A 14669-nucleotide genomic window follows, 5' to 3' on the forward strand; every position below is an offset into this window, starting at 1 on the left:
TTGACTTTCACGTTAATTGTTATAATTTAAAATGCTTCATTCAAGCCCAGGAAAAACCCTTTTGAACCGTATTTGCCAAACGCATAATCCAAACAGAGATTGGTACGGGTGTGTTTATTGAACAGTACCCGTAAACCAGCGCCACCGCCGGGTTGCCATCGCTCAAATAATTTTGTGCCGAATGCATCGTTGGAGGTTTGCATATTGAAAAAACCAACGCCGCTTAAAAACTTGTTATTGGTTATAGGGAACCGATATTCCATTTCAGAATAGTTATATTGCGTACCTTTAAAATAGGCAACAGTATAACCGCGGCCGCTTCTGAATCCGGCATCTTTTCCCGTACCAGCTATCTCAAGATAAGGTAGTACGCCGCTAACTAAATAGGACCCCCAGTTCCAGAATGCCAACACATGCTCCGTGTGATTGGATGAAAGGGAGAAGTATTTTCTAAAGTCCGTTAAAAATTGCAATGCATTTTTTGAACTGCCCAGCCAGGTTTGATTTAAGCGAAAACCAGCATCGGCATACATGCCTTTATAGGCACGGTTCTGGTTGTCCCGGGTGGTATATTGTACATTTAATAAAAGGCCGTTGGAACTGTAATGATCGCGGTTAAAGCCATGTTGGTCACTGTAAATATTGTAGGGTGTTAAGGCTGTAGCATTATGTAACCTGTCTTCAATATTTTTTCTTATTTCGAATGACACACCTGCACCTACAAAAAGATTTTTTTGTATTTCTTTATACACTTTTTCCCTGAAGTTAAAATACAGCGAATGCAGCACATACCCCTTTCGGGTAGGGTTACTCAGCACTAAATCAGCCTCGGTTTTACCGGAGCCCTCGCCGATGCCCAATCCAAAATCAGGTGTTACACTTTTAGCTGTCACCAGGCTGCCCTGCAGGTTCCATTTGTTACCAGGCGTATAGATATTGTGGTTAATGTAAAAATAGATGATGCCTTTGGTTGTAATGGAAATAGATGTAGCGGCCACCGACATAAAAGTGGCAGGATCAGGTCCCAGTTTTATGCCGGCCACTGCCTTAATGCCTATCTGAAAACCAATAGTTGGGTTGGCTGCAATATTGGGTATCACCGTTATGCCGGATGGTTTCTTATTATTTACCTTTAGCTTCCCCTTTGGGTAAAAAATGTCCCGACCCAGGTCAGCTACATCATATTCACTCACTGGTTTCGTAACTGTAAGTTCAGGTTTTAATTCCGGATGGTGTAACGAATCGACCTTCACTGTATCAACAGGCATCAATTGGCTGTAACTATAGTTGCTGCTGCATAGCAGCATTAATAACACTGCTATTGGCATCACAGCTAAACGTACAGAATTACGGTTTGGGGATATTAATATCTGCTTATCTATTATTTTATTTTTGTTCATCGCAGTAGCAAAAAACAAATTTTAAACCAAAACGACCGGGCCTGGCGGAGGCTAAACTCTCTGTCCTGACTTCCGTAAATTTCAAACTAATTATTTATGCCGGTAAATCCTTGTGGCAAGCACAGTTTTCATGGTTGTTTAATTCAGTAAATAGTTATCAAAAACGATGATCTTTACAACCAATTTTTTATTATGAATTTACCTTTACATCAATTTTTTCGGATACTGTTTCTATTGCAATGCTGTTTTATTTTAACTGCCCAAAAAGCAACCGCCCAGGATCCTGCTTTACAAAAACAACTGGAGGAAAGTCAATACCTGAAGACGGTTATGAAAAATGATCCTGCCAATGCGGGGCTGACCAGGTGGTTAAAAAAGCCGGTGGAACAATCCAGGATATTACCATTGGCTGATGACTTTTATGCGTTAAAGATTAATGGACCTGGTACAATCCATATCAATCATGATATTACAAAATCAGCAAGCGGCAGCATCGTGCTGGAAACACCTGCTTCTCTTGCCATAAAAAATCCATCCAACAGAAGTTATGCTTCCGCAGAAATGATCAGGCCTTTAAATGGAGAAAATTTAACCGGCTTCAACCGCTTTTCTGTTTGGGTATATGCCGATGCGCCGGGTTTCTATTCTGTTTTTGTGGGCTGCACTTTATACAATGGTGGTAAACATATCATGCCCACGCCCGGCCGTTTTGAAGGTCAGCATTTTGAAACAATCTATCCCGGCAAATGGCATCGCATTGTTTGGGAAATGCCCGATTTATACCGTGATTCAGTGACCGGTTTTTCGGTGAACATAATGCTGACAGGTTCGCCCAAAGGCGCGGCTGATAAACTGAAGTTATATGTGGATGATATGCGCATAGAAAAAGTGGAGCCTGAAAACAGCCGGGGTTTTACTTTGAGAAAAGATGCCATTGCGTATAGCCATAGTGGTTATACAATCAATGCAGCCAAACAGGCCCTGGTGCAAAATAATACCGGCACTGGTTTTCAGCTGCTCAATGAAAAAAATAAAGTGGTGTTTAAAGGAGAAGGGAAAAAAATGGACAGTGGTTTTGTTCAATTCAATTTCAGCTCGTTTAATACGCCCGGATATTACACACTGAAGGCAGGCAACCGCCAAACCAAACCCTTTGCAATCGGCAACGATGCATGGCTGGCTACGGCATGGCATACACTCAATTTTTTCTATGCAGAACGATGTGGGTACGATCAGCCCGGTATTCACCAGGCCTGTCACCAGGATGTTTTTTGTGTTCATCCGGATGGAAGAAAAATAGCCGTGAATGGTGGCTGGCATGATGCGGCAGATTTAACGCAGGGCGTGGGTAACACCGCCCGTGGCGGCATGGCGATGCTGGAGTTGGCGAGGTCGGTAAAAAACAAAAACAAGCAATTGTATGAGCGCTTGGTTGAAGAAGCACGCTGGGGCTTGAACTGGACGATGAGCACGCGTTTTGGCGATGGCTACCGCGAAGGAGGATTGATCATTGGCATCTGGACAGATAACATCACCGGCACCAAAGATGATATTGAAGGCAAGGCCACCAACAACCCGCTTGATAATTTTATCGCCGCTTCTTACTGTGCCATGGCCGTTCCGTTTTACAAAGAGACCGACACGGTATTTGCACGCTGGTGCCGCAATAGTGCCATTGAAGATTTTACTTTTGCCAATGATATGCTGGGCATGTTTGCAACCAGTAAAAATGAAACAGAATTATATGCGCAGGCAACGGTATCTGCCATGCATTTGTACCGCCTCACAAAGGATCAACGTTACATGGATTGGGCAGTTCAGTATGCGCATGTTGTGATGGAATGTCAGCAAAAAGAAAGGCGTACTGATTGGTCAGTACCACTGCATGGATTTTTTTATGAATCAAGACAAAAGAAACGCATCCTTGAATTTTTTCACCGCAGCAATGAAGAGCTGATGGTGCAGGGATTAACTATGTTGCTGACCGATGCGCCACAGCATGCGGATGCCATTGCATGGAAAGCTTCCTGCCAGGCCTATGCAGACTACCTGCATGCTATTGCAAAGCTGGCATCACCTTACGGCATTTTACCTGCCGCCGTGTATGAATTAAACAACGCCGATTTCACAGGTATTTATCATGAAGGCGACCAGGTGGGTATGCCTTCGATGGAAGAGTACAATGCACAGGTAAAAAATGGGATTCCATTCGGTGGTAATTTTTACCTGCGCCGTTTCCCGGTAGCGTACCAGTTTCGTGGCTTTCATGCGGTGCTGATGGGAAAAGCCAAAGCAGCTTTTCTTTTGTCCGGTGTATTAGGCGATCCCGAATTAAAAAAGATAGCCACCCGCCAACTGGAATATATTGTTGGTTATAATCCATTTGCCATGAGTACTATTTATGGTGATGGCTATGATTACCCGCCCTTATACGGAGCCTATGCCGGTGATGTAGCGGGAGCTGTTCCCGTAGGAATTGAAACCTTTGAAAATGAAGACCAGCCTTACATGTCCATGCAGGTGAATGCCACCTACAAAGAGATATGGACGCATACTACAGCCGGTGTGATGTGGCTGGTGGCGGCGCTTTTGAAGGATTAAAAACAATGCCCTACTTTGGTACCCATAATCAACTATCCAAAATATACCGCTATGCCACAATTTACTATCCGAGAAAATGGATTTGATGCCATCAAGAAAAAAGTGCTTCTAAGAACATTCGTTTTAATGACTGCTTCTATGGCAGTTGGACTAATAATCAGCAAGCTGAATACCTCTCATGAAAAAAACGAGGTGAATATTTTCCCTTATTTTATTCCGGTGATTGCGGTAATTATAGGGTACCAAATGTATACTGGCATCAAAAAAATGAAGATCAACTTTGAAAGCTTTCAACTTACCATCACGGATAACGTTATCACAAGAGAACAGAACAACCTGAATTCACTATCAATAAGCGCTATTGAAATAAAGGAGATCGTAAAAAATAATGATGGAACTATTGTTGTTAAAGGGCTTACTGCAACAGACAAAATCTTCATACCCGCGCAAATTGAAGACCCAACAGAACTGGAAATATTGCTGAATTTATTGCATCCTGTTACGGTCAAAACAAAAGACAGCTTTCTTCGGAAATACGGTTTTTTATTATCGTTTGTAATGCTCGCGTTAATGTTGGGTGTTTACGCCGGTACGAACAAAATACTTATTGTTGTTTGTGGCGTAGTGCTCACAGGTTTCCTTGGCTGGAGTATTTACAACGTACAGCAAAATAAAAATCTCGATGCCAAAACCAAGCGCAGTACCTGGTGGATGGTTGTTGTTCTACTGTCAGTTATTGGGGTAATGATTTTTAAATTATCAGCATAAAAATTGTTAGGAAGGTTAGTTAGTAATGGAGTAAGTTAAATTTATTCATTCATCATCATCAAATGAATTATGGAAAACAATCAAAAAGTCCTTTTTGTCCAAAATATAGGCAATGATGAATATGAAATAGAAAGCCTTTGGTGTATAAAAGATGGAGATAACTACATTGTTGACAACATTCCATTTATAGCAAAACGGGTATCATTAGGGGATACAATAAAAGCAGAATTTGATACAGCCGAGAATGCTTATTATTTTGATGATTTTGTTGCAGTGTCTGGAAATACAACACTAAGAATATATTTTAAGAACGAACAAATTATAGAAGATGTCAGACATCAATTAAATAATTTCGGGTGTTCGGCAGAGATTTTTTTGGCACGAAAAATATTATCGGTAAATGTGCCAGGTACCGTAGACTATGCCCCTGTTAAACAATATTTGGACGAAGGGGAGCAAAAAGAAAAATGGCAATATGAAGAATCGTGTTTAGCTCATGAATAATAAGCCATTCGTTTCAAAATATCAGGCGTGTAGAATAAGCAACGACTTTGTGCCCTTACTGGTGCGCCCATCAAATCAAATAATCTCGGTGTTCCATGAACGTCGTTGTTGTGTCTCCTAACTAATAACCTAAGCTGCGCAGGATGAAATGTTCAACCATGCACAGGCATTCCAATATTGCCTACTGAAGATGCTAATGTAAAAGATTGCGAACACTTGTGTGCAGGGTCTTTTACCAGCATGAGTAATTATTTAGTTCGGAGGGGCTTTGTTTAACAGCTGCTCCTTACTTTACTTTTTTTGTCTTGACACAAAAAAAGTAACAAAAAAAAGTCAAGCCAGCAACGAATACAGCCCGTTGCTGGCATGCAGCTTTGTGAAGCTTTTGTGCATGGTGGTTTCAGCTTTGGTAATTCTATTGTTAGACTTGTTACGCCTTAAGTACCAATTGCTGTCGGGTGAAACGTAGAGGCTTACATATTATTCACTCGAGTTGAAAACAGTAACCGGATAAGACGCCTCTTTTGCTACGGTTCCGGCTTGCCGGAATTCAAAAAAATGCGTAGCATTCCCGATAGCTATCGGGATTTTTGAAAGAAGCAAAAGCAGCGGCGTTCCAGTTACGCAGTCCGCCGGCTGTGGAGGCGACAGCAACGAATTGGATAAATAACAAATAAGGAAAGGTGCCCAACAGTCAAAGTAGCGAATAAAAGAATCTGCAAATAAATGGAGACAGATCAAATCCGAAAGCCAAAGCTGAATTGAAATAACATAGTACAAGAGTGCGACGCCAATGCAGCACCACAAAGCTTTTTGGCCAGGACAATTATTTTTCCTGATCCATTCTGCCCCAGCAATTGGTTTGTTTTGCCTGCATTTTTTGTTCAAGTGTGGGAATCTCATCCCGCATGGCCCCCTGTAAAGATTGTTGATTAAATGCGTTGTTGCTGCCTGGGCGGGTGGAGTTTTGCGAACCGGTTGCTGAACTGCTTTTGATTCTTCCTGCTATATCTGCCAAGTGCCACTTCGTTTCTTCGTCTTTGCAGGTTGCTAAGGCACTGTCAATCTTTTTTACCAATTGTGCTTTATGCGCTTTTAAAACAGATAGTAAATCGATCATGCCCAAATCAGCAGCATAACTATTGCCCTGGGCTGATTCTATGCCATCCTGCAGGCTTAATAACTGCGCCACATAAGCTTTTTGCAAATTCCTGCGGTATAGATCAACTGGTTTATTGGCGGTTAATTCTGACCAAATACCAGTTTCAAGATCGGTAAAAAACTGGTTGGGCGTGTAGGCTTTGGATGGTTGTAACGCTTGCAAATAAATCATGCGGTTGATGATACGGGGCGACATGATTTCATTCAACACATCTTTCTGAATGTTCAGCACATCCATATAACCTGCACCACCGGTAGCGGCATACAATTGTTTATTGAATAACCAACCGGGTGTTTTAAACAATTCTTCCTGCAGAAAATTAACAGCCGCTTTTTGTTTGCTGCGGTCTGCGTAGTCTACCACATTGCCTTTTTGCTCCACGGTTTTTGGGGTTAAATAACGGCCACCAATACTTTGGCTCACATGCGATAAATAGCGTTTATACTGGTACATCAGCTGATCTTCCATTTTGCTGGCGGCATCATAATTTTCGTCTGGCAACTTTGCCCAATTTAATAATTCGGGTAGTATTTGTTTTAAATTTTTAATGCCGTATTTACCTGCTTTCACTGCGTCATCACCCAAATCTTCTGCCTGGCAACTGGAGCCGCTATAAGCGTATAATAAGGCCGAGTCTTCCAGCTTTTTTATTACCCATTGATTTAAATATTCTTTTTCTGCGGCTGCATTTTTCATAGGTGGTAACCAGCGGTAGCCCCAGTCAATGGCCCATTCATCGTAAGCGCCGATGCGGGGAATCAGTTCCTGTTCCGTCATACAGTCTTCAGGTTGCGCTACATAATTAAAACGGGCGTAATCCATAATAGAAGGACAAATGCCATTGGAATCCACCCAGTTTTTGCTACGCAGACTATCAACCGGCACGGTAGCGGAAGAAGCAAAATTATGTGCCAGTCCAAGCGTATGGCCTACTTCGTGACTGCACACAAACGTGATTAGTTTACCCATCAGGCTATCGCTCAAAATCATTTTACGGGCGGCCGTATCACTTGGTGAAGCCTGTATAAAATACCAGTCGTGCAGAATTTCGGTTATGTTATGATACCAGTTGATATGCGTTTCCAGAATCTCGCCCGTGCGGGGATCATTTACGTTTGGTCCGCTGGCGTTTTGTACCCAGGAAGCTTTGTAAACAATAGCGCTGTGTCTTGAATCTTCGAGACTCCACTCAGGATCATTCAGCGGTGCTTCCAGTGCATAAATGGCATTTTTAAAACCCGCTTTTTCAAAGGCTTTTTGCCAGGCATTTACACCCTGTATTAAATAGGGCACCCATTTTTTTGGTGTGGCTGGGTCAATGTAATAAACGATGGGCTTTTTGGGTTCAACGAGTTCTCCTCTATAATATTTTTCCAGGTCTTCTTCTTTCGGTTCCAGCCTCCAGCGGGTTACCAGCCAGGTGCCATTGAAACCCTGCGGATGAGGGATATCAAAATCAACATAACCCCTTCCAAAATAACCAACTCTTTCATCCACCGGCCTTGCCTTCATGGGTATTTTTGGCAGCAGTACCATGGAGGTGTTGAGCTCGTAGGTTAAATAGGGCATCGACTGGGCCATACCTGAGTTGCCGTTTGAAAAAGTTTTTACGGTTTTTATTTCTATGTTCTGCGGAAAGGAAGAAACACCCTGCACATACGATTTATCGTTTTGCAGGCCGCCTAAACTATACAGCCTTTTTTGCTGACCGCTGAAGAAAAAAAGTTCGTTGTCGTTGTTGATATAATCTGTCATATCAACCAGTACACTGGAAGAGTCAGGCCCGTAACCTTTGATATCAAAGGCCGCCATAATAGGAGACAGGTTGGAATTGGATACGGCCCTGAACATACCATTATCACTGGAGTCCGCAGCACGGCTGCCGGAATAATCAATCTTTTTGATAAATATTTTATTGTTGGTGCCTTTATAAAACTGGATAACGTTTTCACCAATCTGGTCGGCTCCGTAACCTGCGTATTCATGATCGGGCCTTACCTGTGCGGCTGCCCTGGCAATGCGGTTCACAACCAGGATGTCTTTTTCAAAAAGCGAGTCGGGTATTTCAAAATAGAAGCGGTCGTCTTTTTTATAGATGTTACAAAGGCCTTTATTGGCAGTGCCCTGTTTGAGCAGGTTTTCAAAAAAAGATTTCTTTTTGGGTTGATAGTAGGGGTCCGTTTTTATTTCGAAAGAAGCCGTGGTTTGCGGCCTGCCGGTATTTTTTTGTAGCAATGAACAGGACGTAAAAAGAACGCAACAAATGACGCCTGCAATTATCTTATTACTGTACGACTTTCCCATGCCTGGTTATAGGTTTTAATCGTTCATCTGCAATTTCCACTTCTCCAATGATGCACGATATATTGTGTAGAATAAAGAACAGTTACTAATATAGATGCTAACGCAGAAAAGCGATGTTTTTATTGTGTTAATGTGGATAAAAAGACATTAATAACATATCATTGCAAGTCTGTTAACAAAGCCCGGTTATCTTTAATATGTTACGTTATATAAAAGCTGAAAAATAAGCCGTTGATTAGCACCTTTCATCATTACGTAATAATTCAAAACTGCAAAAAATAAAATATGAAAACATTGTTATTCCTCGCCCTGCTGTTTATTTCAAATACGTTGGTTGCACAAATAAAACTTCCTGAACACACCATTGAAATTGCTGCCGGACGCAGTGCCCATAGTACCGGTGATAATAAGGGAGTGAGCTTTGCTGTCGCATACGAAAAATACTTCCGTAAGAAACTTTCCTGGACAATTGCATTGGGAGGCACGATTCATGACGGAGCAGAGCCGCTTTATTATACTGATCCCACGGGGCACATAAACGACGGATCATTCAGGTATACGACTGCCGGTTTTCAAATAGAATGCCTGGCAGGCTATAGTTTTATTCGCACCAGCCAGCACGAATTTCAACTGAAGGCTGGCGGGTTGGTAAGGCTTCAATCGTCCTCCTATTTTGATCAGTTGGGGATACTTTATCCTGCCGGCACAGGGCTCCCTATGCCGGTACTATATATTGTAAATACCACACCACAAAGAACATATGCTGCCGGCGCATGCCTTCAGCTGCAATACAATTATACATTTAGAAGCCAGCTGCAACTGGGAACAATGGCGGGTTTTCAAATGGATACCAACGGAGATAATATTTCTCACTTATCGCTTGTGTTGGGCAGGCGTTTTTAATACCAGTCGATTACACTTTTTAAGTGGTGAAGCTCTTTTATTTTTTGTACAATGGCAGTTCGTTAATGCTTGTAAAAATATTCTCATCTTCCATCAATATGCCTTTGCTTTCCGCTTCCTGTTTAATTTTTTTATGTTCACTCTCCAGTTCAGCAATAGGGATTGATTTTACTCTTTTCTCCTGCGGCGGATTTAGCTTCTCCGCCTTTTCAAATTCAATTACACTGTCCAGTATATCTTTTGGTAAATCGGTTTCGCATTTGTAGGCCAGCTCTATAAATTGTTTTGCAAAAAAACTGTCCACCTGTATTCGTCTTTTCGAGAGATGGGCAAAACGACCCAGCACGCGGCAAATATTTTCCCTGTCTTCAGGACTTAATTGCTCTGCAAATTCGTATTCTTCAATCTTCTTTAATGCCAATACCACCGGCTCTAACGCATCGACCGAAATAACGTATACATTATGATCTCCATGCCGGTAAACGAATGTATTTAGAAAGTCGAGCGTATTGGCGGGCACGACAAAAAAGATATCCGATTTTACGAATTCCTGTTTCGCATATTTCTTTGCTTTTTCTGCCTGGTCTTTTAAGTAATTGGGAAAGTTGGAAAGATCATCACTGCCCGGGCTTTTGGCATCAAACACAATGTATTCATCACATATCAGTAAGGTATTATCAGGCTCGCCTTTGAACGGCACTTTTTCTATGTACTGCACCGTATGTTTCTGGCAGATAGATTTGATGCTGTTCTTTGCACTATCCTGGTGCCGGTTCCAGGTTTCTTTTAATTGCCTGATGTGTTCAATTGCTTTACTATTTCTTTCTTCAATTTCCCTGCTGCGTTCTGTTTGTATCTGGTCCTGAATTTTTGTCAGCGATGCCAGTGAACTGGAATGGTGTTGTTGCCGGAAGGCTTCATCACTGCTGAGTTGTATGTTCTGTTTTTTTACTTCACTTAATTCAAGCTGTACATTTTGTATATCTTTTTTTATTTCAGCCAGTTCAATCTCTATCTCATTCTTTCGTTGGGCGAGGGCTGAAATTGTTTGTGTGTTGGTTCCCGCATTTTCGGTCAGCCTTTTATTTTCGGCATGTAACTGACTGTTCTTTTCTGTTAACAGTGCATTGTCTGTATACAGCTGATTGATCTGTGCTTCCTGGCCTTTTATATTTTCTTTGGCGGCAGAAAGGTCGGCGGTAAAACCGGATATGGTACTATTTAAAGTTTGGGCTGTTGAATGCAGTCTTTCCACCTCTGCATTGTTTTTTATAAGCAACTCAATTTTAATTGCCAGGTCTTTGTTAAGCCCGTTGTTAACTGCTTCGAGGTTGTAAAGACCGGCTTTTAAATTATCATTATTTGAAACCAGTTTTTGCAGGTCGGCAGCTGCATCCATCAATTGATTATTGATTTTTCTCCAGCCAAAAAGCCGGTCCCAAAAGCCAATTGTTTTAATGCTTTCGAGCAGTCGTTTAAGATTATCAAGATTACCGTCCATCGTGCATATTTTTTTGCATTGCTGCGGATGTAAATGTAGGCTATCAACAGTTCCGAATTCAAAAATAGTACTGACAAATTCTGTAATTGTACCCGTGGGTGTAATGCTCCTCAATGAAATATCCGCAACTGATTATCCGGAGCCTCCGCGGAATAAATACTATCCGGCGGCAACGGGGAAATTGGATGTGGCGAGTAACATAGCGCAGCAGTAACACAAATACCTGCACGAAACTTAACAATATCCGCTGCTATTTGGGGGGTATTACGGGCATGCGTTTATTTTTTATCTTCCAGTCAAAAACTCCATTTAAACCGTAAAAAGCACTGGTGATTTTCGGCTTCAAAATGTTGTGCTTGCTGCACAAAAAAAGATTGCCACACCAGGTTTACATCCAGGTTGGCAGCCAGGTTATATTGCACCGCCGGAAATAAAATGAGCAGGTTGGTGCCGGGCGCAAACAGCAAACTGATATCGGCAGAAAGCAACGGTGTAAATGTTTTGTTGGTGGTAGCCAGGACATTCCATTTGGTTGGCATCAGGTTTTCCGGGGATAGCTTAAGATTAATAATTTGCCAGTTGGAGACGGGCTGATACAAACCCTGGCTGTTGTAAAGCACACCAATATTTGCATACCAGCCTTTCTTAAACATGTAATCGGCCTCCAGCGAAATGTTGAAGTGACCGGCAGAATCCCCGCCGGCAAAAAAATATTGAGCCTCACCTTTAAAACCGGCATCTTTAACAGGGCCAGCCCAGCCTGCCCCAATAGTAGGATGATTTTTATACCAGCCGGTAATCAGCTGCATATCATAATTCCATTTATTAAGCGCATATTTTATGGCGGCTACAGTGCCCTCTTTTTTACCGGTATCGGTGTATGCCAATGCTGTTTTAAGGCCGCTGCTGAAAGTATGTTCTATTGTTGCGCCATCAATGCCGGGGCGTTCTTCGTAATCAAAATCCAGGAAGTTATAAGTATTAAAAATATCATTCGGATTCCAGTTGGTGGTAATGCCCCAGTTAATCCGCTGCCGTCCTAACCGTATATTCCATTTTTCATTGCTCCAGTCTGCATACAGCCGTTCTACGTTTGTATGCAAAACCAGGGAAGGTTTTTCAATCCACAACTGCTGAAGATTTAGTTTTTCATTGTCGTTCCGCAGTTGTGCTGCAAATCCCGGCGTAACCTTTACCTGTTCTCCCCAAAAAAGGCGGCTACGTATTTCTGTTACAGCCGTTAATTTGCCGGATGGTTTCCACTTTACATTCAGGCGGTTGTGCAGCAGGTTACCGGAAATAAGTTGATCGAAATTTTGGTCAAAACTAAGGGTTTGCAAATTTTTGATATAACCATTGATGGTTAATTTTTTGGGCAGGGTAGCCGTGTCCTGGCCGGATGCCTGCAATACAGCAAAGCAGCAGAAAAATATGGTTAAGTGTTTGATCATGTTTTTACAGCAGCTGCTTCTTCATGTTGGGTAGATACCTCGGCGGTGTCCTGTACGATCCTTCCATCAACCAGGGTAATCACCCGCCTGGCCCTGTCGATCACCCGCTGGTCATGCGTAGAAAAAAGAAAAGTAATATTTTCTTCCATGTTTAATTTGGCCATAATATCCAGCAGGTTAAAAGCAGATTTTGTATCCAGGTTTGCGGTAGGTTCATCTGCTAAAACAAACTGCGGCCGGGAGGCCAGCGCCCTTGCCACAGCCACCCGCTGTTGCTGTCCGCCAGACAGCCTGGAAGGCCGTTCGTTGAGTTTATCCTGCAAACCTATCTGGGCAAACAATGTTTTTACTCTTTCTTCCCGCTGCTGTTTACTGGCTTTTTGCAATTGCATAATAAACTCCACATTCTCTTTTGCGGTTAATACCGGTATCAGGTTGAAAGACTGAAAGACGAAGCCTATATTTTGCAACCGGAAACTGATCAGCTCGTTTGCCGATAGTTTTGTAATATCAATACCATTGATGAAAATGTTTCCTTCATCAGGCCGGTCCAGCCCGCCAATCATATTCAACAGGGTTGTTTTACCTGAACCCGAAGGCCCTACAAGTGCGGTGAATTCTCCTTTTTGCAAATGCAGGTGAACGTTATTTACCGCGTACACCGGTATGGTGGTGGGATTATATACTTTACTGATATTATGTGCATCTATTACCGTGTTCATATCGGTTGCTTTTAATTTCTTAATGCGTCAACAGGTTTTAATTGCAATGCCTTGATGGCCGGAAACAAACAGGACAGGATGGCGGTGCAGAAAACAATCAGCAGGATACCGGTTAATTTATCCCAGGGAAATTCAGGGTAAATCATGGTGTTAAAACCGAAGCTGCTCATCATGTCGCGGCCCATGCCCGACAGGTCGAGCCCATGTTTGGTGTAGTAACCCGTAAGCAGCCAGCCCACCAGCAACCCTGCAGGTGTGCCGGCGAGTGTTAAAAAGAAAGTCTCCAGCAATACAAGGTTGAATATTTTTATTTTGCTGGTGCCCAGCGCCATCATCATGCCGATTTCCCTTGTGCGTTCCAGTATGGCCATCAGCATGGTGTTGATGATGCCAAACGCCAGCGCAAACATGATAATGACCATGATGATGTAAGAATACTGATCGGTGGTCTTCACCAGCAGATCCGTTTCGGGAGAAATTTCCTGCCACGATTCTACCTGGCAAACAGGAAATTTATTTTGTAATTGTTGATACATGTTTTTTACTTCGTTGTCGTTGTTCAGCAGCACCGCTATTTCATGAAAAGCATTGCCAATGGAGAGTAATGCATTCAGGTCGGTCATGGTGACGTATACATTTCTTTCATCCAGCGGGGCGTTATCGCTTTGATAAATTGCTGCAACTTTAAAAGCGGCGGATACAATATTGCCCGAAGTATCAGTAAAGGTCAGCACCAGTTTCGACCTGGTTTTGACTTTCATTTTGGTGGCCAGTTTTTTACCAATCATCACTTCATTTTGCTTCGCAGTATCAAATGGCTTGCCCTCAATTATTTTATTTTTCAGTTGCGAAGTGGCGTATTCAAGGTGTGGCACAATACCATTGATTTGTACGCCGGCGCTGCCGGTGGTGGTAGCGAGCATACCATTGGTAATGCTTCTTGGCGCAGCTGATTTAACGCCGGCCATTGCCGTAATGGATTTTAAAACAGCAACACCACCGGTTATAACAAAAGCCGGCTCAAAGTCTTTTTTAAAATGCCTGTCATGCAATTGCAGGTGCCCCACTTCCGCGTCAATCACCGCACGTACACGGCTTTTCATCATGCCTTTGTACAAGGCCAGCACTGCGATGCCTGCAAATAATCCGATGGCTATTGAAAGAATGATTACAAGGCTCCGCATTTTATTGCGCCAGATATTGCGCCAGGCCATTATAAAAATCATGTTGTTATTTTTTATTTTTTTAACCTGCATTTATAATGCTGATGATCATCGTTGTGTCAAACGATAGCTATCGGCTCACTTGTACTTTTTGCGCTTTGTGCCCGCGGGGGGAAAAGCTCAATAAAAA

The 14669-nt window shown here is 42.5% G+C and carries 10 protein-coding genes; 4 read left to right on the forward strand and 6 right to left on the reverse strand.

Features of this window, described 5'->3' with window-relative positions; all coding sequences use genetic code 11:
• Positions 1–26 precede the first annotated feature (26 nt).
• Positions 27–1328, reverse strand: a complete 1302-nt coding sequence (locus JWR61_RS05800) for a BamA/TamA family outer membrane protein (protein WP_301927100.1) — start codon at positions 1326–1328, stop codon at positions 27–29.
• Positions 1329–1592: 264 nt separating this feature from the next.
• On the opposite strand from JWR61_RS05800, the gene JWR61_RS05805 reads away from it, so the two are divergent.
• The 3 genes from JWR61_RS05805 to JWR61_RS05815 all read left to right on the forward strand — a co-directional run bounded on the left by JWR61_RS05805 (position 1593) and on the right by JWR61_RS05815 (position 5273).
• A complete protein-coding gene (locus JWR61_RS05805) occupies positions 1593–4001 on the forward strand; it encodes a glycoside hydrolase family 9 protein (RefSeq protein WP_301926895.1) in 2409 nt (802 codons plus the stop codon).
• Positions 4002–4052: 51 nt separating this feature from the next.
• Positions 4053–4769, forward strand: coding sequence for a hypothetical protein (locus JWR61_RS05810; protein ID WP_301926896.1), 717 nt, complete (start codon positions 4053–4055; stop codon positions 4767–4769).
• Positions 4770–4838: 69 nt separating this feature from the next.
• Entirely contained in the window at positions 4839–5273 is a 435-nt protein-coding gene (locus tag JWR61_RS05815) for a DUF4265 domain-containing protein (protein ID WP_301926897.1), read from the forward strand.
• Positions 5274–6099: 826 nt separating this feature from the next.
• On the opposite strand, the gene JWR61_RS05820 is transcribed toward JWR61_RS05815, so the two are convergent.
• Positions 6100–8739: a zinc-dependent metalloprotease gene (locus JWR61_RS05820; RefSeq protein ID WP_301926898.1), complete on the reverse strand. Its 2640-nt coding sequence runs from the start codon at positions 8737–8739 to the stop codon at positions 6100–6102.
• Positions 8740–9024: 285 nt separating this feature from the next.
• Between JWR61_RS05820 and JWR61_RS05825 the strand changes: the two genes are divergently transcribed.
• Complete coding sequence (locus JWR61_RS05825) at positions 9025–9642, forward strand: hypothetical protein (RefSeq protein ID WP_301926899.1); 618 nt, start codon at positions 9025–9027, stop codon at positions 9640–9642.
• Positions 9643–9679: 37 nt separating this feature from the next.
• Here the strand turns inward: JWR61_RS05825 and JWR61_RS05830 are convergent, their stop codons facing one another.
• The 4 genes from JWR61_RS05830 to JWR61_RS05845 form a co-directional block, all read right to left on the reverse strand.
• Complete coding sequence (locus tag JWR61_RS05830; protein WP_301926900.1) at positions 9680–11143, reverse strand: hypothetical protein; 1464 nt, start codon at positions 11141–11143, stop codon at positions 9680–9682.
• Between the two features lie 296 nt (positions 11144–11439).
• Complete coding sequence (locus JWR61_RS05835; protein WP_301926901.1) at positions 11440–12594, reverse strand: hypothetical protein; 1155 nt, start codon at positions 12592–12594, stop codon at positions 11440–11442.
• Positions 12591–13316 carry an ABC transporter ATP-binding protein gene (locus JWR61_RS05840; RefSeq protein WP_301926902.1) on the reverse strand — a complete coding sequence of 242 codons (726 nt, stop codon included), beginning with the start codon at positions 13314–13316 and terminating at the stop codon, positions 12591–12593. Before JWR61_RS05840 ends, JWR61_RS05835 begins: the two co-directional genes overlap by 4 nt.
• Positions 13317–13327: 11 nt before the next feature.
• Positions 13328–14542: an FtsX-like permease family protein gene (locus JWR61_RS05845; protein WP_301926903.1), complete on the reverse strand. Its 1215-nt coding sequence runs from the start codon at positions 14540–14542 to the stop codon at positions 13328–13330.
• Between the last annotated feature and the right edge of the window lie 127 nt (positions 14543–14669).

The sequence above is a fragment of the Ferruginibacter sp. genome (assembly GCF_028288465.1).
In the GTDB taxonomy this organism is placed as follows: domain Bacteria; phylum Bacteroidota; class Bacteroidia; order Chitinophagales; family Chitinophagaceae; genus Ferruginibacter.